Here is a 20,626-nt window from a genome sequence, read left to right as displayed (position 1 = left end):
ATGGGTAATACAGTGGGAGTTACTGACGGGTAACTCGCGTTTTCACTCGCGTCGTTCGGAGAGCGGGGCCAGCACATGAGCCATTACAAGAGCAACCTTCGGGACCTCCAGTTCAACCTGTTCGAGGTCTTCGGGGCTGATCGTGCGTTCGGCCAGGCGCCGTACGAAGACATCGACGCGGAGACCGCGCGTGACGTCCTTGCCGAGGTGAACCGCCTCGCGACCGAGGATCTCGCGGCGAGCTACATCGAGGCCGATCGCAACCCACCGGTGTTCGACCCGGTGACCCACACGGCTCCGCTTCCGGAGTCCTTCAAGAAGTCCTTCGAGCAGTGGATGGCGTCCGAGTTCTGGCGCCTCGACCTGCCCGGCTCGCTGGGCGGCACGCTCGCACCGCGGGCCATGTGGTGGTCGCTCGCCGAGATGGTGCTGGGCGCCAACGCCCCGGTCTGGATGTATTCGTCCGGCCCCTCCTTCGCGCACGTCGTGGAGCAGGAGGGCACCGAGGAGCAGAAGAAGTGGGCCAAGCTCTTCGTCGAGAAGCAGTGGGGCTCGACCATGGTGCTCACCGAGCCGGACGCCGGCTCGGACGTGGGCGCCGGTCGCACCAAGGCGATCCAGCAGGCCGACGGCTCGTGGCACATCGAGGGCGTCAAGCGCTTCATCACCTCGGGTGAGCACGACCTGACCGACAACATCATCCACTACGTGCTGGCCCGCCCGGTCGGCGTCGAGGGTGCCGGCGGTCCGGGCACCAAGGGCCTGTCGCTGTTCATCGTGCCGAAGTACCACTTCGACGCGGAGACCGGCGAGCTCGGCGAGCGCAACGGCGTCTACGCCACCAACGTCGAGCACAAGATGGGCCTCAAGGCCTCGAACACCTGCGAGATGACCTTCGGCGAGCACGGCACCCCGGCCAAGGGCTGGCTGCTGGGCGAGGTGCACTCGGGCATCCGGCAGATGTTCATGATCATTGAGTACGCCCGGATGATGGTCGGCACGAAGGCGATCGCGACCCTGTCGACGGGTTACCTGAACGCCCTGGAGTACGCGAAGAACCGCGTGCAGGGCGCCGACCTGGTGCAGAACGACAACAAGGCCGCGCCGCGCGTCACGATCACCCACCACCCCGACGTACGCCGCTCGCTGATGCTGCAGAAGTCGTACTCCGAGGCCCTGCGCGCACTGGTGGTCTACACCGGCAGCTGGCAGGACAAGGTGGCGATCGCGGAGGCGGCCGGCGACAAGGCCGCGGCCAAGGCCGCGAGTGCGGTCAACGACCTGCTGCTTCCGCTGGTCAAGGGCGTCGGTTCGGAGCGGGCGTACGAGTTGCTCGGGCACGAGTCGCTGCAGACCTTCGGCGGCTCCGGCTTCCTGCAGGACTACCCGCTCGAGCAGTACGTGCGGGACGCGAAGATCGACACCCTGTACGAGGGCACGACCGCGATCCAGAGCCTCGACCTGATCTTCCGCAAGATCGTGAAGAACCAGGGTCAGGCGCTCGCCGTCATCGCCACCGAGATGCAGTCGTTCGTGGAGAACGAGGCCGGCAACGGTCAGCTCAAGGAGGAGCGGCTCGGGCTCGGCAAGGCGCTCGGCGAGATGCAGCAGATCCTCGGCGCGACGATGGGCTGGCTGTCCGCGGTGCAGGGCGGCGAGACCCGCGACCTGTACAAGGTGGGCCTCAGCTCCCGCCGCGTCCTGCTCGCGCTCGGCGACGTCGTTCTCGCCTGGCTGCTGCTGCGGCAGGCTGAGGTGGCCCTGCGGGCGCTCGGCGGCGAGGTGTCGGCCGCCGACAAGAACTTCTACGAGGGCAAGGTGGCGGCCGCCCGCTTCTTCGTCCGCGAGGTTCTGCCGCGGGTCGGCTCCGACCGTCGCATCATCGAGAACACCGTCCTCGACCTGATGGACCTCTCCGAGGACGTCTTCTAGAACAGTCTTTTCCCACTCTCCTGAAAACGGCGAAGGCCGGCCCGGACAAGGACGTCCGGGCCGGCCTTGGTCGTCTATGATCACCGCGGTCTATCGGTTCATGGTCGCGGGGGCCAATCGTGCGCGTCGTCTCCACCTCTCTCATCGCTGCCCTTCTCGTCGGGCTCGCCGCCGCTCCGGCCGCGGCCGAGACGACCACGCAGCGACTCATCCTCGGCGTCACCGCCGACGCCGATCGGGCCGCGATCGTCGGTGATCTCGGCGCATGGCGTCCGGTCGACGGGCTCGACGCGATCACCGTCGACGTGCCGTCCGACGAAGTGAGCAGCGCCCGCACGCGGTGGCAGTCCGATCCCGACGTTCGCTACGCCGCCGAGGATTCGGTGGTGAAGGCGGACAGCGATCCGATGGACCGGGCCAACGTCGAATATCAGCAGATCAACCAGTTGGCGGGGGCGGAGGCGTGGACGACCGGGAGTCCGGCGACCACCGTGGCCGTTATCGACTCCGGCATCGTGACCGACTGGGATCTCCCGCCGTCCCGGGTCACCGCCGGCTATGACTTCGTGGACGGCGACACCACCCCGCAGGACGTCGGTGGCCGGCACGGCCTGCTGGTCGCCTCGCTCATCGCGGCGGAGGGCGGTAACAACTACGGCACGACCGGCATCTGCCCGAGCTGCCGGATCATGCCGATCCGGGCGCTCAAGTCGCAATCCACCTTCCAGGCCACCGGCTACGCGTCGGACCTCGCGGCCGGCATCGTCTGGGCGGTCGACCACGGCGCCAAGATCATCAACATCTCGGCCAGTACGGCGAGCGACGACCCGCTGATGCGGGAGGCGGTCGACCGCGCCGCGGCCAAGGACGTGCTGGTGGTCGGGTCGGCCGGACACGGCATCACGAAATACGTCGGCTACCCCGCGGCGCTCGACTCGGTGCTCGCGGTCGGCGCGGTCGGCAACACCGGGCTGTCCTACAACACCTCCAACGTCAACACCGCGGACAACCGGTGGATCGACGTGGCCGCCACCAGCACCTACTGGACTCAGGCCAACGGCTACGGCGGGCTCGGCCTCAACGGCACCTCCGCGTCGGCGGCCGTGGTGTCCGCGGTGGCCGCCCTGGCGTACGCGATCAAGCCGGATCTCACCGTCGCCGAGTTGCGCCGGCGGATCGTCGAGTCGGCCAACCAGATCCCCGCCGCGCCGAGCTACCACGCTCCGGTGCTGGACGCGACCCGCCTGCTGTACGACCTCGGCCAGACCGACACCGGGCAGCCGGTCGTCACCGATACCGGCCTGACCGAGAACCAGGTGATCGGCCCCAACTTCGACGTGAACGTCACCCCGGCGGCAACCGACGACCACGCGGTCGAGCGGATGGAGTTGCTGGTCGACGGCGTCGTGGTCAGCAACACGTGGCGCACCTGGTCGCGCACCATGAAGATGCGGGCCCCGGCCGGTGCCAACGGACCGCACCAGGTGACCACCCGGGCGTACGACTACGCGGGCCTCGCCGGCGAGAAGAGCGCCACGGTCGTCTTCGACAGCACGGCGCCGGTCGGTGAGTTCCTGCAGCCCGCCGCCGATGCCCGCGTGCACAGCGGCTACCAAGTGGTGGTCACCGCACCGGCGGACGCGATCCAGGTGATGCTGAACGGCGACGCGATGACGCACACCGCCGGAACCACCACGTGGACGGCCGGCGGTGGCACGTCGGGCAACCTCATCGTGCAGATGTGGGACGAGTTCGGCAACATGTCGTTGATCGTCCGGCAGGTCGTGCTCGACGACAGCGGGCCGACCGCGACCGGCCTTTCCCCGGCCACCGGCACGCGGGTCCGGGGCACCTTCTTCGCCAGCATCTCCGGGGTGGCCGACCCGAGCGGGATCGCCTACACGCAACTCTTCGCGAACGGGAAGCTGGTCGGCAACGACGTCACCTACCCGTACGGCATGTCGGTGCCGACCGGGACCGGGAACGGGACGATGACCCTGGCCTGGCGGATGGTCGACAAGCTCGGCAACGTGACCACGTACACGCGGTATCCGATCGTGGACAACGCCGCACCGACGGTCTCGATCAGCAAGGCGCCGGGCAACAAGGCCAAGGTCAAAGGCACGGTCAAGGTGTACGTGTCGGCGACCGACCCCAGTGGCATCGCGCGGGTGGAGTTGCTGATCAACGGCAAGGTCGTGGCGGCCGACGCGACCGCGTCCTACCTGCTCGCGGTCAACACCGGCAAGGTCGCCAAGACCATGAAGGTCCAGGTGCGGGCGTACGACCGGCTGGGCAACGTGCGCTCCACGTCAACCCGCACCTGGTATCGGAAGTAGCCGCTCAGCCGCGGGCGGTGTGCCGCTCGACCAGGGGCATCGAGCCCGGCTCGGTCGCTGCCCACAGGCCCTCGGCGCGGTGCACGGCCAGGCCCGAGGTGCGCAGCTCGACCTGCCGGCCGTCCCACTGCTCGTCCGGAACGAGCAGGATGGACACCTCGGAGACGGTCGGGTTGTGCCCGACCACCAGGATCGTGCGGACCGTGTCGGGCACGGTGCGGAGCAGGTCGAAGACCTCGGTGCGGCCGCCGTCGTACAGGCCCTTCTCGTACCGCACCTCGGGCGAGACCTGACTGGACTGCGCCTGGGCGAGCGCGATCGAGACGCCCTGCCAGGTCTGCCGGGTGCGCGCCGCCGACGAGCAGAACACCAGGTCGGGATGGATGCGCTCGTCGGCGAGCCAGGCGCCGGCCGCATCCGCGTCGGTCTCGCCGCGGGTGGTCAGCCGGCGGTCGAAGTCGGGGAGTTCACCGGGGGTCTCCGCCTTTGCGTGCCGGAGCAGTACGAGGGTCCGTGCGGTCATGAGAACAGTTTGGCTGATTGAGGATTCGGACGCCTGGGTAAAGCCCTCATCGACGTATTGACCTCGGTGAGGACCAAGGAGGAGCCGGCGATGGGCATCGGTGGAAGTATCTTCCTGCTGGCGGTGGGGGCGATCCTTGCATTCGCCGTCAACGCGGATATCAGTGGACTCGACATCAACGTCATTGGATGGATCCTGATGGCCGCCGGCCTGATCGGACTCGTCATCACGCTGTGGTTCTGGAACAACCGTCGCCGCACCGTGGTGACGCGGCAGACCACTCAGCCCGTTGCCGGGGCCGGCTACGCCGCGGAGTACCGGGAGACCCGGCGCGACGAGGTGCCGCCGCCCCCGCCCCCGAGCTACTGATCTACGACTCGCGACGCCGTCCGGCCGCCTCTCCCCCTGAGGCGGCTCGGGCGGCGTCGCGCTGTGTCCGTTAGACAGCGGCCGCGATCGCGGTGGACAGCGGCGTCACCGGACGGCCGAGCAGCGCCTCGAGGTCGGTGACCGGGACGAACAGCGCGCCCTCGGCCGCCTTCTGATCCGAGTCGGCCAGGATCTCGGCGAACGGTGCCGGGACGCCTACGCCGACCAGCACCTCGACGTACTTCTCCGGGGACAGGTCGGTGTAGGTGACCGGCTTGCCGGACTGCTTGGCGATCTCGGCGGCCAGCTCGGTCATCGTGAACGCCTCGCCGCCCAGCTCGTACGCCTTGCCCTCGTGCCCCTCGCTGACCAGCACGGCCGCCGCGGCCTCGGCGAAGTCGGCGCGGGTGGCCGCGGAGATCTGACCGTCGCCGGCCGCGCCGAACAGGCCGCCGTGCTCGATCGCCGTGTCGACCGCGTAGTTCTCGATGTACCAGCCGTTGCGCAGGAAGACGTAGGGCAGGCCGGAGTCGATCAGCAGCTGCTCGGTGACCTTGTGCTCGGCGGCCAGCTTCATCTCGTTGGTGTCGGCCCGCGGAATGCTGGTGTAGACGACCTGGCCGACGCCGGCGTTCTTGGCCGCCGCGACGACGTTGGTGTGCTGCGGGATGCGCTGGCCGGCCTCGCTGCCGGAGATGAACAGCAGCTTGTCGGCGCCGGCGAACGCCGCGGTGAGCCCGTCGACGTCGGCGTAGTCGACCTGCTTGGTGGTCACCCCCAGGTCCGCGATCTTGTCGACCTGGCGGCCGAGACCGACGATGTCGGCGGCCGGTACGCCCTTGGCGAGCAGCGACTGGATGGCGAGGCGGCCGAGGTGTCCGGTGGCGCCGGTGACGACGATGGTCATGCTGAGCTCCTTCTCGACGGGTGTCGGAATCCACAACGTCGCTGCTCGAAGCTCACTTCCCAAAAGATAGTGGGCACCTTGAAGTGCAGTACTTACCCGCGGGATAGTGGAAAGCGTGGAGACCAGCGCGTACGCCAAGGATTGCCCGAGCCGGCAGATCCTGGACCGGATCGGCGATACCTGGAGTGTTTTGATCGTGGTCATGCTCGCCGACGGGCCGCATCGCTACACCGAGCTCGCCAAACGCATCGAGGGCGTCAGCCCGAAGATGCTCACCCAGACGCTGCGCGGGCTGGAGCGCGACGGCCTGCTCTCCCGGACGGTGCATCCGGTGGTGCCGCCGCGCGTCGACTACGCCCTCACGTCCCTCGGGCAGAGCCTCTACGCGCTGGTCGAGGGGCTGGAGAAGTGGGCCGAGGCGCACATCGACGACGTGCAGGCGGCCCGGGTGGCCTACGACGCGTACAGCGCGAAATAAACCGCGATGTGGTGGCACGCCGCCGCCACGAGCGTGCAGGCGTGGAAGAACTCGTGGTGGCCGAAGACGCTCGGCCACGGGTTCGGGCGGCGCAGGGCGTAGAAGACGGCGCCGACCGTGTAGATCACGCCGCCGGTGGCCAGCAGCACCAGGCAGGCCACGCCGCCGCGGCGCAGCACGTCGGGCAGGATGGCGACCGCGGCCCAGCCCAGCGCGATGTAGAGCGGAGCCCCCACCCAGCGCGGGAGGTGCGGCCAGACCACCTTGAGCGCGACCCCACCGAGCGCCCCGCCCCAGATCAGGCTGAGCATCAGTGTCGCCTTGCCCGGGTGCAGCAGCTCGACGCAGAACGGGGTGTACGTGCCGGCGATGAAGATGAAGATCATCGAGTGATCCATCCGCTTCATGATCTGGAAGCCGCGTTCGCTCCAGACCCGGCGGTGGTAGAGGGCGCTGATCCCGAACAGGCCGCACACCGTGAGGCTGTAGATCAGGCAGCTCAAGAAGGGCGCTATGCCCGGCCGGCTGAGGGCGATCGAGCAGAGCACGATGCCGCCGACGATGGCGACGAAGAACGCGTACTGGTGCAGGCGGCCGCGCAGGCGTGGTTTGCCGAGGTCGGCCGGCTTCATCCGGAACGGTGCGGAAGTCGTCACGGCTCCTAGGTTACGGCACCGTAAGTTACTCACGGGTAGTGAAGCTACTCACGGCAGGATGAACGACATGAGAATACGGTCGGCCGGAGCCTCCGCGCTGCTGATCGAGTGTCGCGACGGTGAACGTGTCGAGGCCTGGCGGGCCGAGTTGTGGCGCCGACGGGAGTCCGGCCAGCTCAGCGTGGTCGACATCGTGCCTGGTGCCCGGACAGTCCTGCTTGACGGGGTTGCGCCGGGAACCGCCGCGTTGATCGCGGAATGGCCGGAACCAGACGTCCTGCAAAGACAGGCACAACGGCTGGTCGAGATTCCCACCACTTTCGACGGCGAGGACCTGCCCGACGTCGCCGCGCACTGGGGGGTCACCGAGGCGGAAGCGGTGCGCCGGCTCGTCGAAACCGAGCTCCAGGTGGCGTTCGGCGGCTTCGCGCCGGGCTTCGCCTATCTGCGCGGCCTGCCGGAGGCCTGGTCGGTACCCCGGCTCGCCGCTCCGCGGCCTCGCGTGCCGGCCGGAGCCGTCGGTCTCGCCGGCCCCTACGCCGGGATCTACCCCACGGCCTCACCGGGCGGGTGGCGGCTGGTGGGGCACACCGGCCAGGAGCTCTTTGACGTACGGGCGGAACCACCGGCCCTGCTCACCCCGGGCACCCGCGTCCGGCTGGTCCCCGCGTGATCACCGTGGTGCGGTCCGGGCCGCTCACCACCGTGCAGGATCTCGGCCGGCCCGGCTACGCCCACCTCGGTGTCCCCCGATCGGGTGCACTCGATCAGGTGGCGCTGCGCCGGGCCAACGCGCTGGTGGGCAATCCGGTGGCGGCGGCCGGGCTGGAGACGACCCTGATGGGGTGCGCGCTGCGGTTCGAGCGGGCGGCCCGGGTCGCGGTCACCGGGGCGATCGCCCGGGTGCGGATCGACAGGGAGGCCGTCGACGGCGAGGTGTTCGACGTGCCGGCCGGGGCGGTCCTCGACATCGGGCGGGCCACCCGCGGAGTGCGTTCCTACCTGGCGGTCGCGGGCGGGATCGACGTCGAGCCGGTGCTCGGCAGCCGCTCCACCGACACCCTTTCCGGCCTCGGACCGGCCAAGCTCAGCGACGGGCTCACCCTGCCGATCGGCCAGGTCACCGGCGAGCCGGCGACGATTGCGGGGGCCGGCCAGGCGGTCGACGAGTTGCTTCTGGGGGTACGCCCGGGGCCGCGCGACGACTGGTTCGCGGCCGGCGAGCTCTTCGGTACGGCGTACACCGTCTCGCCGGTGAGCAACCGCGTCGGATGCCGGCTGGCCGGCAGTGCCCTGACCCGCACCCGGGCCGGCGAATTGCCCTCCGAGGGCGTGGTGCTCGGTGCCGTGCAGGTGCCGGCGGACGGGCAGCCGCTGATCTTCCTGGCCGACCATCCGACCACCGGCGGTTACCCGGTCATCGGGGTGGTGGACGACGTGACGCCGCTTGCCCAGGCCCGGCCGGGGAGTACGGTGCGTTTTCGTGCGCTCGATTGACCTCAACGCGGACCTCGGGGAAGGCTTCGGCCGCTGGACCCTGGGTGACGACGAAGCCCTGCTCGACATCGTGACCTCGGCCAACGTGGCGTGCGGCTTCCATGCCGGCGATCCGTCCACGATGAACCGGATCTGCCTGGCCGCGGTCGAACGCGGCGTGGCGATCGGTGCCCAGGTCGGCTACCGCGACCTGGCCGGGTTCGGCCGCCGCCGGATCGACTACGACCTCGGCGAGCTGCGCGACGACATCCTTTACCAGGTCGGGGCGCTGGAAGCGTTCTGCCGGGCGGCCGGCGGCTCGGTCGACTACGTCAAGCCGCACGGCGCGCTCTACAACACCGCGGCCGTCGACGACGGGCAGGCGTCGGCGGTGGTCGCGGCCGTGCGGGCCTACGATCCGGCGCTGCCCGTGCTCTGCCAGCCCGGCTCGGCGCTGGCCCGGCTCGCCACCGTCGCCGGCCTCACCGTGGTGGGCGAGGGCTTCGCCGACCGCGGCTACCGGCCGGACGGGACGCTCGTGCCCCGCACGGCGGCCGGCGCGCTCATCGACGACCCCAAGCTGGTGGTGGCGCAGGCGGTGCGGATGGTCGTCGACGGCGAGGTGGTCACCCCGGACGGGGACGTCGTGCCCTGCCAGGTGGCCTCCATCTGCGTCCACGGGGACACGCCCGGCGCGGTCGAGCTGGCCGGACAGGTCCGGGCCGGTCTCGTCGACGCCGGGCACACCGTCGCGCCCTTCGTCACCTGGCGGGCTTAGCGCTCGTCCTCGTCCATCCCGCGCAGGATCAGCGGGAGCCGGGACGGGCCGTCCGCGGTCACCACGATCGGGACGCCCCAGTCCTGGCGGGTCAGGTGGCAGGCGGCGAACTCGACGTCCACATCGCAGGTCGCCGCTTGGGCGACCACCTGCAGCACGCCCTTCGGCACGTCCGGGTTGATCACCAGGCCGCGGGTCAGCTGGGTGGTCGAGCCGGCCCCCGCGAGCAGCAGCTCCGGCGGGGAAGCCGACACCACCAGGCGGGTCGACGGGCCGAACTGGGTGTCCAGCTTCTGGCCCGGGGCCGGCGTGAAGATCACGTCGAGGGTCAGCGGGCCGGGCGCCACCGGCGACGGCGGGCGCTCGGTCTTGTGCCGCTCGCCGGCCACCGTCTGCACCACGCCCGGCGCCAGCCGGGTCAGGCGGTGCGCCGACGACTCCACCACGATGACGTCACCGGCCGTGGTCACCACGATGTCGCTCGGCTCGTTCAGGCCGGAATCAACCGTCGCCACCTCGTCGGTGGCCGGGTCGAAACGGCGGATCGCGCCGTTGTACGTGTCCGCGATCAGCACCGAACCGTCGGCCAGCGCGGCCACCCCGAGCGGGTGCTGCAGCAGTGCCTCCTTGGCCGGGCCGTCCACGTGACCGAAGTCGAACAGGCCCTGGCCGACCGCGGTGTGCAGCACCCCGGCCTCGATGTAGCGCAGCGCCGAGGTCTCGCTGTCCGCGATCCACAGCCGGTCGCCGCCCACCGACAGGCCGGACGGCTGGGCCATCCACACATCCGGGATCGGACCGTCGCGCAGCGCCTCGACCGTCGTGCCGGCGTAGACCCCGACCGTCTTCTGCTGCGGGTCGAACCACCACAGCTGGTGGATGCCGGCCATCGCGACGACCACCCGGTCGTCGAACCAGGCCAGATCCCACGGCGAGGACAGATCGGCGCCGAGCGCCTCCTGCGGGCCGTCGACGGCCGACCGCCACGGCTTACCGGTGCCCGCCACCAGGGAGATCTCGCCGCTCTCCAGCCGCAGGCCGCGGAGCTGGTGGTTGACCGTGTCGGCGACCAGCACGTCGTACCCGACCCGCTCGGCGACCTCGGCCGGGAGCAGCAGCAGGCCCTGCGGCTCGGTGAACGGACCACCCCGCTCGCCGCTGCCGAACCGGCGCACCAGCGACTCGCCGTCCGCGGTCACCTCGGCCAGCGAGTGCCGGGCGGAGTCGGAGACCAGCAGGTTTCCGGTCGGCAGCTCGATCGCCTTGCCGGGGTAGCGCAGCAGCGTGTCGGCCTGGGCCGGCGGAACGTACGGGCCGTCGCCGCGGTGCAGGGTGCCGTCCGCCTCGTGCTTGGTGATCAGCTCGTCGATCAGCCGGGACAGGCCCTCGGCGTGCCCCTCACCGGCCATCGACGCGACCAGATAGCCGGTCGGGTCGATCACCGCGAGGGTGGGCCAGGCCTTCGCCGCGTACTGCTGCCAGAGGTGCATGTCGCCGTCGTCGACCACCGGGTGGTGCACGCCGTAGCGCTCCACGGCGGCGGCCAGCGCCACCGGGTCACGCTCGTGCTCGAACTTCGGCGAGTGCACGCCGATCACCACGAGCGCGTCGCCGAACCGCTCCTCCAACGGGCGCAGCTCGTCCAGGACGTGCAGGCAGTTGATGCAGCAGAAGGTCCAGAAATCCAGGATCACGATCTTGCCGCGCAGGTCGGCCAGGGCCAGATCCTTGCCGCCGGTGTTCAGCCAGCCTCGGCCCCGCAACTCGGGAGCCCGCACACGCCCAGTCATCCGACCATCGTGCCGCACCGGCATCGCCGGTACGGCACGAAGGTGGTCAGGATGACATCTAGCTATGGGGCTTGAGGCAGAGCACCTGGTTCTTGCCGTCGCTGGTCGGGTTCACCACGTACGGCTGCTGCGGGTCGGCGCACTTCGATTTGTCGTCCGCGATGGACACCACCTCGAACGAGGTGGTGTCGCTGCAGTCGGCCTTCACCGCGGCGTTGCCGTCGCGCTTCACGCACTCGCCGGCGCTGACGCTGAACGACTTGTCTTCCTTGCCGCCCGCCACCAGGTAGACGATGCCGAACACGACGCCGAGCAGCAGGATCGCGCCGACCACGACGGCGACCAGGATCGGCAGCATCCGCACGTGCGGCGTTTCCGGCTTGGCCGGCTTCTCCTCCGCCTTGAACTGGTCGAACCGGCCCTGCTCGGACGGGCCCGGCCAGCTGGTGGTGTCGTCCGGGCTGGGCGGGGTCACCGTGGCCCGGCTCGCCGCACCGGAGGTCTCCGGCGAGGACGCCATCGGGAAGCCGGAATACGGCGGCTCGCCGCCACGGCCCGCGATGTCGGTGGTCATCTCGCTGTACTGCTCGTTGCCCTGTCCGGGCGGCGGACCGAACGGCACCGGGCCGTTGGGGCCCGGACCGTTGGGGCCCTGGCCGCCGAACGGCGGGTAGCCGCCACCGGACGCCGGTGCCGGGGTGGTGAACTCGGCATACGGCGGCAGGTTGCGCGGCTGGTCCGGGCCCGGCTGACCGGGCGCCGGCGGGCCGGACGGGACCGGCGGTGCCACCCGGGCGCTGGCCGAGGCACGCGCGGACGCTCGGGCCGGCGACTGCGGCGCCACCCCGGGCATACCCGGCTCGCTGCCGGGTCCACTGTGCTCACCGGGCGGCGGCGGGTATGCCGGTGCGCTGAACCCACCGTCGACCGGCGCGCCGAACGTGCTCGGCGCACCGCCGCCGGCGGGCGGGCCGTAGGTGTTCGAGGCGTCGCCGCCGGCCTGGGCGCCGAAGCCGTTCGGGCCGTCGAAACCATCCGGCGGGCCGAACGGGGACGCTGCGCCGCCAGTCGGCGGGCTGAACGGGGCCGGGGCGCCGCCGGCCGGTGTGCCGAACGTGGCCGGTGCGTTGTTGCCGGCCGGTGATCCGTAGCCGTTCGGGGCGTCGAAGCCGTCGGGCGGGCCGAACGGCGACGGCGCGCCGGACTCGGCCGGTGCGCCGAACGGGGACGATGCCCCGTCGGCCGGTGTGCCGAACGCGGGCGGCGGGTGGTAGCCGCTCGGCGAGCCGTAGGTGCCGCCGGACGCCGGGCGGATGTCGTCGAACGACGACGCCTCCGGCGCGGCCGGGAAGCCCGGCTCGTCGGCGGGCTCGTCGTTCGCCGGCTCGGCCGGTGCGGCCGGGCGGCCGTAGACGCGGGCCTGCGGTGCGGCAGCCGCCGGCGGCAGGTCGGTCGGGTCGATCGGGGTGCGGCGGCTGGCCGTCGGCACCGAAGCACTGGCCGTGACCGGACGGGCCGAGCCCGACGCGGTGGCGGGACCACCGGCGGCCGACTGCTCGGCCGAGTCACGCGGGGCCGGCACCGGGTGGTTCTCCCCGAACGCGGCTCCGGGCACCCGCTGCGGGTAACCGCCGGACTCGGGGGCGGCACCGTCGGGACGCCGGTACATGGCGTGCTCGTCGCCCGCGTCGGCCTGGTCGCCGTGCGCGGCCGAGCCGAAGCCCGGGCGGTCGCCGTCGGCGGACTCGCCGGCACCGAACTGCCCGGCCGCCGAGACCGGCTTGAACGGCGCCTGCTCGTCCCCACCGAACGGACCGGCGGGTGCGGAGGGCCGGAACGACGCCTGCTCATCGCCGCCGAACTGGCCGGCCGGAGACGACGGTTGGTACGGCGCCCGCTCGTCGCCGAACTGGCCGGCCGGAGACGACGGTTGGTACGGCGCCCGGTCGTCGCCGAACTGGCCGGCGGGAGACGCGGGCTGGTACGGCGGTCGTTCCTGGCCGCCGAACTGGCCGGCGGGGGACGACGGGCGGAAGGCGGCCTGCTCGTCGCCGCCGAACGGCGACGCGGGCCGGGCGGAACCGAACGGCGAACCCTGATCGGGGGCCGGCGAGGCCGGTCGCGCCGAGCCGAACGGGCCGGCCGGAGCCGACCCGCCGAACGGGAGCTGGTCGCCGTCGTTGCCGGGGCCGAACGGCTTCGCCGCGCCGAACGCCGGCGATGCCGGGGCGTCGGACGGGGTGGTGCCGAAGGCCGGCGCCGGAGAGGCGGGCTTGGCCGTGCCGTACTGCGAACCGCCGGCCGGTGAGGCCGGCCGGGCCGATCCGTAGGCCGGGGCCTCGGGCTTGGCGGTGCCGAACGTGCTCTCCGGCCGCGCGGCGCCGAACGGCGAGCCGGCCGTTTCCGGGGCGCTGCCGAACGGGCTGTCGGCGGCGGCGCCGGTGCGGCCGAACGGGTCGGGCAGGCCGCCACGATCGGACTCGGGCGCGGCCGGGGCCTGCTCGGCGCCGGGACGACGGCCGAACGGCTCGGCCGCACGACCATAGGGATCGGCCTGAGCATCGGTGGGCCGGCCGAAGGGATCGGCGGCAGCATCGGCGGCGGGACGACCGTACGGGTCGGCCTGGGCGTCGACGGGACGACCGTAGGTGCCGGCCGGAGTCTCGGCGGCGGGGCGGCCGAAGGGGTCGGCGGACCCGTCGGCGGGGCGAGCGTACGGGTGGTCGGTCTCGGCCGGGCGGCCGTAGGGGTGCGGGGCCTCCTCGGCCGGCTGACCGCCGAACGCGCTGAACGAGCCGGCCGACGGAACCAGGCCGTCGGTCTGGACCGACGGTGGGCCGAACGGGCCCTGCTGGCTGCGGATCGGCAGCTCGGTGGCCGACACGGGCGGCTGGGACGCCGACGGGGTCAACGGGTCTGCGGCCGGTCCGTCGCCGATCGCGGCGCCGCGCAGCGGGAATCCGCCGCTCTCGCCGCGCCGGGTCGGGAAGCTCGCGTTGCCGGAGCGCAGCGGGAAACCGGAGCCGTCGTCCGCCCGGGCCGGAGGCAGGGTGCCGTCACCGGCGCGGGCCGGCGGGAAGGTGCTGTCGTCGGCGGGACGGGTGGCCGGGAAGCCGCCGCTGTCGCCGGAGCGGCCGGCGCGCACCGACGGCGGGGCGTCGGGCAGGTCGGCGAGGGTGGCGCCGGGCACCCGGACGCGCTGGGCGCCGAAGGCCGAGACGCCGGGTGGGCGGTCGGCATCGCCGGCCGGGGGCTGCTCGCCGGAGCCACGGGCGGCGGCGGCCGCGAAGCCGTCGAACTCGCCGATCGTGCCCGGGTCGACGCCGGCCGGGGTGCGCTGCGGCAGCGGGAACTGACCGTCACCGGTCGCGGCCTGCTGCGGCGCCCACGCCGACCGCGGCGGCTCGGGGGCGTTGCCGGAGGCCGGGACGAAGCTGGAGCCGGCCGCGGGCGGCTGGGTGCCGAGCGGGGCGGCCGGAGCCGGGGCACCGAACGGCGAGGCACCCGCGTCGGGGGCCGGGCTGCCGAACGGGGACGCCGGAGCGGCGCCGTTCTCGGCCGGCGGCGGGGCGAACGGCGACGATGCGGCCTGCGGAGCGGCCGAACCGTACGACGAGGCGGTGCCGGGGGAGACCGAGCCGTATGGCGAAGCCGGGCGGGGCTGCTCCTCCTCGGGCTGCGGCACTCGGGCCGAGCCGTACGGCGTGCCGGTCGGGCGGGCGGGACTAGCGGCCGCCGACTCGGAGCCGGAGCCGAAAGTGCGCACCGCGGGCACCACGAACGGCGAGCCGCCGTTCGGTGTGGCCTGCGGCGGCGGAGCGTACGAGCTGGGGAAACCATCGGCGGGCTGCGAAGCCGAAGCCCGCGCCGCGATTCGCCGACCGTCGGCGTCCGGCGGGAAGCCGTCCGACCCGGGTCCGCCCGACGTGGCCTCGGCCGGTTGAGTACCGGCGTACTGCCCCTCGGACGTCATGAGCGCCTCCTCGTAAATGCGGCCGCCAGCTTTGCACGGACGCGGCAACTCCGGCCATTCGCACCGGCGCGCCGTGCCCAGCTCGAAGGCCAGGCCGTGCGGGACCTGGGGGCGCGATTTACGCCTATGGGAGGCCCCGGTCTGTGCGCCGGCTGGCCGAGCCGGCACGCGGACCGTGCCCAACCGTACCGGGCCGAGGCGACCGGAGGAATCCCGGTGTACGTCCGGAAGGGGACGACGAACGGATCTTTAAGACTGTCTTCAAACATGCGACAGCCCGCCTGGACGGATCCGGGCGGGCTGACGAAAAAGGTAGGACGGTTGGTGGATCAGAAGGGCCGGCGCTGGGCGAACATGGCGATCTCGTCACGCATGGCCTGGGTCGGCGCGGACGCGTACGCCCGCTCGATGGCGCGGTTTTCCCGGTTGATCCGGTGACGCCGGCGCATCCGGTCGACGATGTTCATGATGCTGCTCATCCCCTTCGGCCCGCTGCGGGCCAAGTCTTTCGGTGCTCGTCTCGATGCACTACCCATTCTTGCGCACATCGAGACGAGTTACCAAAGATTTAGGGGGTGATGGTGCGCACTCGCCTAACGATCGAAGGTGAAAATATTCGGTTGCCTAATTTCCTGCGGCGTGCCTATGTCCAGGCGAGCAGCGCACCCTCCGGGTCGGTGAGGAACTCGCCGATGTCCCGGAGGAACTTCGAGCCCAGCTCGCCATCGATGATCCGGTGGTCGAAGGAGAGCGCCAGCGTCGTCACCTGACGGATCTTGATCTTGCCGTTGTGCACCCAGGGCATCGGCTTGACCGCGCCGAATGCCAAGATCGCCGACTCGCCCGGCGGCAGGATCGGGGTGCCGGTGTCGATCCCGAAGACGCCGACGTTGGTGATCGACAGGGTGCCGCCCGACATGTCCGACGGGGGCGTCTTGCCAGATTTCGCAACCTGGACAAGGGTGTTCAGCGCCTCACTCAGCTCCCGCAGACTGAGACGCCCGGCGTCCTTGACGTTGGGCACGATGAGACCGCGTTCGGTCGCCGCGGCGATGCCGAGGTTCACGTACTCCTTGACGACGATCTCGTTCGTCCCGGCCGACCAGGTCGAGTTGACCATCGGGTGGCGCTCGACCGCGAGCAGCACGGCCTTGGCCACCATCAGCAGCGGCGAGACCCGCAGGTCGGCGAACTCGCGCCGGCCCTTCAGTTTCTCCACCGCCTTCATCGAGCGGGTCACGTCGACGGTGAGGAACTCGGTGACGTGCGGCGCGGTGAACGCCGACGCCACCATGTTTTCCGCGGTCAGCTTTCGGACACCCTTGACCGGGATGCGCTGCTCGCGGGACGCGTCGAAAACCGCGGCAGCCGGGGCGAGGGCCGGCGTGGGTGCCGCGGCTTCGGGTGCTGCCGCTGCTTGGTGTACGTCGTCGCGCGTCACCGAACCCATCGGACCCGTCCCGGCGACGACCGCCAGGTCGACCCCGATATCCCGGGCCAGTTTCCGGACCGGGGGCTTGGCCAGCACCGGGCCGGCCTTCACTGGGCCGGCCTTCACCGGACTGGCCTTCACCGGGCCGGACGTACGGCCGTTCGGCGACCGCACCTCGGGCGCGGATGGGCTCGCCGGGGCCGCGGCCGGACGGTGTGCGGTAGCCGCCGCAGGCGGGGGGCTGGGCACGTTGGCCGGGGACGGTGCTGGTGTCGTACCAATCCGGGGTCGCCTTTTTGCCGTGGTGTTCTTCGGGCCGTAACCCACCAGCACAGCGGTGCGGCCGCCCGGAGCCGGACCACCGATCAGGCCGGGCTCGACGGCTCCCTCAGCCGGCGCGATCTCGACCGCCGCGAGGGACTCCGCCGAAGGCACCGGAAGGCCGTCATCCGCCGGGAGCGGCCCGGCCGACGGGTCGGTGTCGATCGCGACGATGGGCGAACCCACCTCGACCGTCGTGCCCGCCTCGAAGAAGATCTTCGTGACCACGCCGGCCCACTTCGCCGGGATCTCGACGGCGGCCTTCGCCGTCTCCACCTCGACGATCGGCTGGTTCAGCTCGATCGTGTCGCCCACCTTGACCAGCCAGGCGAGGATCTCGCCCTCGGTCAGGCCCTCACCGAGGTCGGGCAGGGGAAACTCCTTGATCCGCGACATCCGGGTCACCAGCCGAACGAACGGTCGACGGCGTCCAGCACGCGGTCGAGGTCGGGAAGGAAGTCCTCCTCGACCCGGGCAGCCGGGTAGGGGATGTCGTAGCCGGTCACCCGCAGCACCGGAGCCTCCAGCGAGTAGAAGCACTCCTCGGTGATCCGGGCGGCCAGCTCGGCGCCGAGGCCGAGGTTGCCGGGAGCCTCGTGCACGACGACGGCCCGGCCGGTGCGGCGCACCGAGCGGTAGACCGTCTCCATGTCCAGGGGTGACAGCGAGCGCAGGTCGATGACCTCGAGGTTGCGGCCGTCCTCGGCCGCCGCGATCGCGGCGTCGAGCGCGGTGCGGACCATCGGGCCGTAGGCGAGCACCGTCGCGTCCGTGCCCTCCCGGGCCACCCGGGCCTGGTGCAGCGGGAAGGCCTGGCCGAGGTCGGCATCGAGATCGACCTCGCCCTTCTCCCAGTAGCGCCGCTTCGGCTCGAAGAAGACGATCGGGTCGTCCGAGGCGACCGCCTGCCGGATCATCATGTACGCATCTGCCGAGCTCGAGCAGGTCACCACCTTGAGGCCGGGGACGTGCGCGAACAGCGCCTCGGGCGACTCGGAGTGGTGCTCGACCGCGCCGATGCCGCCGCCGAACGGGATGCGGATCACGATCGGCAGCCGCACGTTGCCGAGCGAGCGGTAGAACATCTTGGCGACCTGGGCGACGATCTGGTTGTAGGCCGGGAAGACGAAGCCGTCGAACTGGATCTCGCAGACCGGGCGGTAACCGCGGATGGCGAGACCGACCGCGGTGCCGACGATGCCGGACTCGGCCAGCGGGGTGTCGATGACCCGGTCGTCGCCGAAGTCCTTCTGCAGGCCGTCGGTGATCCGGAAGACGCCGCCGAGCTTGCCGACGTCCTCGCCCATGATGATGACCTTCGGGTCGTCCTCGAGCGCGCGGCGCAGGCCGTGGTTGAGGGCCTTGCCCAGGGTGATGGTCTCCCCCATGGTTTTACTCTGGGGTTTTCCGCCGCGGGAAGATTCAGTCATCAGTGCCCACTCCCCTCGAACGTCGCGTGGTAGCGCTCGAAGGACGCCCGCTGGGCGTCGATCTCGGGCGAACCGTGCGGGTAGACGTTGTCGAACATCGTCACCGGCTCCGGGTCGGGCATGGCCAGCACCCGCTCGCGCAGGTCCAGGGCGAGCTTCTTGGCGGTGTCGTCGACCTCGGCGAAGAACGTCTCGTCGGCGACCTGCTGCTTGGTGAGGAACGCGCGGACCCGGGCGATCGGGTCCTTCGCCTTCCATGACTCGACCTCGCTGGCGATCCGGTAGCGGGTCGGGTCGTCGGAGCTGGTGTGCGCGCCCATCCGGTAGGTGTAGGCCTCGATCAGGGACGGGCCCTGGCCGTTGCGCGCCTGGTCGAGCGCGGCCCGGGTGACCGCGTAGCTGGCCAGCACGTCGTTGCCGTCGATCCGGATGCCCGGGAAGCCGTAGCCGGCCGCGCGGCGGTAGAGCGGGATGCGGGTCTGCCGTTCCAGCGGTTCGCTGATCGCGTACTGGTTGTTCTGGCAGAAGAAGACGATCGGGGAGTTGAAGACACCGGACCAGACGAACGCCTCGTTGACGTCGCCCTGGCTGGTGGCGCCGTCGCCGAAGTAGGCGATCACCGCCTCGCCGTCGGGGGTGCCGGTCTTGCCGTCCATGGTGATGCCCATGGCGTAGCCGGTCGCGTGCAGCGTCTGCGAGCCGATCACGATGGTGTAAGTGTTGAACTTGAACTCGTGGGGATCCCAGCCGCCCTGGTCGACGCCGCGGAACAGGCCGAACGGCATGATCGGGTCGATACCGCGGGTGTAGAGGACACCGTGCTCGCGGTAGGTGGGGAACGCCATGTCCTGTTTGCGCAGCGCGCGGCCCGAGCCGACCTGAGCCGCCTCCTGGCCCAGCAGACTTGCCCAGATGCCCAGCTCACCCTGCCGCTGCAACGCGGTCGCCTCGGCGTCCAGCCGCCGGACGGTCACCAGGTCGCGGTAGAGCTCTCGGTACTCCTCGTCGGTGAAATCGACCGAGTACGTCATGCCGTCCGTGGTGGTGACGCTGTCGACGCGTTCGCCGTCGGGGGTGAGCAGTTGGACGAAGCCGCCCGCCGGAGCATCGGCTCCGACTTCGCGTTCGCCGTTCGCCATCCGTGTCTCCCTGTTTCATCTCTGCGCCCGCGGCGGGGGTTACCCGTCCGCGCGACGATCCGCTTGGGTCGCCGCGCCTGACCTGGGTGAGGTTGCCGCGCGGCAGTTCGGCGCGGGCCGGGACCCCGCCGGGGAGTGACGGCCCCCACCTCGCCCCGCTAGATCGGCGGAAGGCGACGGCGGCGGTGCCGTCATCCTCATCCTGACAGAGAACGTGAGCCTGGTTACAGGTCGGCTCGATCACAGTCGGAAATTTCCCCGTCACATAGGTGCCCAACTTTGTCCTATTAAGTGGTTTTCGTACGGTCACTTCCGTACGAATGGGCCATTCGTGCCGCTGCGGATAACGGCCCGCTTCGTTCTGCCCTGTGACCGAGACGGATCCATGTTGATCACTTGTGCCAGGGGAGGACACCGGCCGTGCCGCGACACCCGGACGACGACCGCATGCCGCCGCTCAAGGTCATGCGGAAGCGACTGAACGGGGTGTATCAGGCCGATTCCGGCTTCTCCGGCCCGACCCGGCGATATGTACTGTTAGTGGCCCTACTGGTCGGGCTGGCCTCGGTGCCGACTCTGGCCGCGATCACGGCCGGCACCAACGAGCTGGCCGACGGCAAGACCGACACCCTGGACGTCCCGGTGCTGCCGCCGGCTCGGCCGGGGCCGGTCGTCGAGCCGTCGATGCCGTCGGGTGGTGATGATCTGCCGCAGAGCGGGATGCCGTCGGCGTCGACGCAGAACGGGTCGTTCGGTGCGGATGCGGCGGTGCGGGCCGGGCGGCTGGTGGGCGAGGCCGGTAAGCGCCGACCCAAAGCCGCTGCCTCCTCCTCGCCTTCGTCGCCCTCGCGGTCATCCGCGCACTCCTCCGCGCGGTCGTCCTCGGGCTCCTCCGCGCGGTCGTCCTCGGGCGCTGAGCGGCGTCGTCATTCGTCCGGTTCTGACAAGTCGGCCCGGCCGGAAGATCCGACGATGATCGCTTTTCCGGCGCTGCCTGGAATGCGGCCTTTGCCGGGTCTGCCGCCGGTCGGTGGGCGGAAAGGGCGTGCGCCCGGTGTGCTTCCGGACGAGCCCGCCAAGCCC

The 20,626-nt window shown here is 71.2% G+C and carries 16 protein-coding genes and 1 pseudogene; 8 read left to right on the top strand and 9 right to left on the bottom strand.

Annotated features, from left to right (window positions below):
* Nucleotides 1-75 precede the first annotated feature (75 nt).
* Complete coding sequence (locus Adu01nite_RS44010) at nucleotides 76-1,932, top strand: acyl-CoA dehydrogenase (protein ID WP_203735347.1); 1,857 nt, start codon at nucleotides 76-78, stop codon at nucleotides 1,930-1,932.
* 119 nt (nucleotides 1,933-2,051) lie between these two features.
* Complete coding sequence (locus Adu01nite_RS44005) at nucleotides 2,052-4,271, top strand: S8 family serine peptidase (RefSeq protein WP_203735346.1); 2,220 nt, start codon at nucleotides 2,052-2,054, stop codon at nucleotides 4,269-4,271.
* A 4-nt stretch (nucleotides 4,272-4,275) separates the two neighbouring features.
* Here the strand turns inward: Adu01nite_RS44005 and Adu01nite_RS44000 are convergent, their stop codons facing one another.
* Nucleotides 4,276-4,794: a SixA phosphatase family protein gene (locus tag Adu01nite_RS44000; RefSeq protein ID WP_203735345.1), complete on the bottom strand. Its 519-nt coding sequence runs from the start codon at nucleotides 4,792-4,794 to the stop codon at nucleotides 4,276-4,278.
* 90 nt (nucleotides 4,795-4,884) lie between these two features.
* Between Adu01nite_RS44000 and Adu01nite_RS43995 the strand changes: the two genes are divergently transcribed.
* Nucleotides 4,885-5,163, top strand: coding sequence for a DUF6458 family protein (locus tag Adu01nite_RS43995; RefSeq protein WP_203735344.1), 279 nt, complete (start codon nucleotides 4,885-4,887; stop codon nucleotides 5,161-5,163).
* Nucleotides 5,164-5,233: 70 nt separating this feature from the next.
* Here Adu01nite_RS43995 and Adu01nite_RS43990 read toward each other — a convergent pair whose 3' ends face one another.
* Nucleotides 5,234-6,070 carry an SDR family oxidoreductase gene (locus tag Adu01nite_RS43990; RefSeq protein WP_203735343.1) on the bottom strand — a complete coding sequence of 279 codons (837 nt, stop codon included), beginning with the start codon at nucleotides 6,068-6,070 and terminating at the stop codon, nucleotides 5,234-5,236.
* Between the two features lie 115 nt (nucleotides 6,071-6,185).
* Here Adu01nite_RS43990 and Adu01nite_RS43985 point away from each other — a divergent pair, with 115 nt between their 5' ends.
* Nucleotides 6,186-6,548, top strand: a complete 363-nt coding sequence (locus Adu01nite_RS43985; RefSeq protein ID WP_379130088.1) for a winged helix-turn-helix transcriptional regulator — start codon at nucleotides 6,186-6,188, stop codon at nucleotides 6,546-6,548.
* Here the strand turns inward: Adu01nite_RS43985 and trhA are convergent.
* Complete coding sequence (gene trhA, locus Adu01nite_RS43980; RefSeq protein ID WP_203735341.1) at nucleotides 6,524-7,204, bottom strand: PAQR family membrane homeostasis protein TrhA; 681 nt, start codon at nucleotides 7,202-7,204, stop codon at nucleotides 6,524-6,526. The genes Adu01nite_RS43985 and trhA overlap by 25 nt on opposite strands.
* A gap of 67 nt (nucleotides 7,205-7,271) precedes the next feature.
* Between trhA and Adu01nite_RS43975 the strand changes: the two genes are divergently transcribed.
* Genes Adu01nite_RS43975 through Adu01nite_RS43965 form a run of 3 tightly spaced genes read left to right on the top strand, consistent with a single transcriptional unit; the run spans nucleotide 7,272 to nucleotide 9,458 of the window.
* A complete protein-coding gene (locus tag Adu01nite_RS43975) occupies nucleotides 7,272-7,877 on the top strand; it encodes a 5-oxoprolinase subunit B family protein (RefSeq protein ID WP_203735340.1) in 606 nt (201 codons plus the stop codon).
* Nucleotides 7,874-8,701: a 5-oxoprolinase subunit C family protein gene (locus tag Adu01nite_RS43970; RefSeq protein ID WP_203735339.1), complete on the top strand. Its 828-nt coding sequence runs from the start codon at nucleotides 7,874-7,876 to the stop codon at nucleotides 8,699-8,701. The genes Adu01nite_RS43975 and Adu01nite_RS43970 overlap by 4 nt, the downstream gene beginning before the upstream one ends.
* Nucleotides 8,697-9,458, top strand: a complete 762-nt coding sequence (locus Adu01nite_RS43965; protein WP_203735356.1) for a LamB/YcsF family protein — start codon at nucleotides 8,697-8,699, stop codon at nucleotides 9,456-9,458. The genes Adu01nite_RS43970 and Adu01nite_RS43965 overlap by 5 nt, the downstream gene beginning before the upstream one ends.
* On the opposite strand, the gene Adu01nite_RS43960 is transcribed toward Adu01nite_RS43965, so the two are convergent.
* From Adu01nite_RS43960 to pdhA, 6 genes are all read right to left on the bottom strand, one after another.
* Entirely contained in the window at nucleotides 9,455-11,248 is a 1,794-nt protein-coding gene (locus Adu01nite_RS43960; RefSeq protein ID WP_203735338.1) for an NHL domain-containing thioredoxin family protein, read from the bottom strand. The genes Adu01nite_RS43965 and Adu01nite_RS43960 overlap by 4 nt on opposite strands.
* A 58-nt stretch (nucleotides 11,249-11,306) precedes the next feature.
* On the bottom strand, nucleotides 11,307-15,221 hold the full coding sequence (locus Adu01nite_RS43955; RefSeq protein ID WP_203735337.1) for a hypothetical protein: 3,915 nt from the start codon (nucleotides 15,219-15,221) through the stop codon (nucleotides 11,307-11,309).
* Nucleotides 15,222-15,550: 329 nt separating this feature from the next.
* Nucleotides 15,551-15,688, bottom strand: a complete 138-nt coding sequence (locus tag Adu01nite_RS43950) for a hypothetical protein (protein ID WP_203735358.1) — start codon at nucleotides 15,686-15,688, stop codon at nucleotides 15,551-15,553.
* Nucleotides 15,689-15,864: 176 nt separating this feature from the next.
* Nucleotides 15,865-17,370 (bottom strand): dihydrolipoamide acetyltransferase family protein, encoded by a 1,506-nt coding sequence (locus tag Adu01nite_RS43945; RefSeq protein ID WP_203735336.1) that lies wholly within the window; start codon nucleotides 17,368-17,370, stop codon nucleotides 15,865-15,867.
* Nucleotides 17,371-17,375: 5 nt separating this feature from the next.
* Nucleotides 17,376-18,362, bottom strand: coding sequence for an alpha-ketoacid dehydrogenase subunit beta (locus Adu01nite_RS43940; RefSeq protein ID WP_275414779.1), 987 nt, complete (start codon nucleotides 18,360-18,362; stop codon nucleotides 17,376-17,378).
* Nucleotides 18,363-18,403: 41 nt separating this feature from the next.
* A complete protein-coding gene (pdhA, locus tag Adu01nite_RS43935; RefSeq protein ID WP_203735334.1) occupies nucleotides 18,404-19,543 on the bottom strand; it encodes a pyruvate dehydrogenase (acetyl-transferring) E1 component subunit alpha in 1,140 nt (379 codons plus the stop codon).
* 420 nt (nucleotides 19,544-19,963) lie between these two features.
* On the opposite strand from pdhA, the pseudogene Adu01nite_RS43930 reads away from it, so the two are divergent.
* Nucleotides 19,964-20,626: pseudogene (locus tag Adu01nite_RS43930) on the top strand (hypothetical protein); the annotation flags it as partial.

Source organism: Paractinoplanes durhamensis (assembly GCF_016862175.1).
Classification (GTDB): Bacteria; Actinomycetota; Actinomycetes; order Mycobacteriales; family Micromonosporaceae; genus Actinoplanes; species Actinoplanes durhamensis.
Note: the sequence above shows the minus strand (reverse complement) of the source record. Positions and strands in the feature narration are given on the sequence as shown.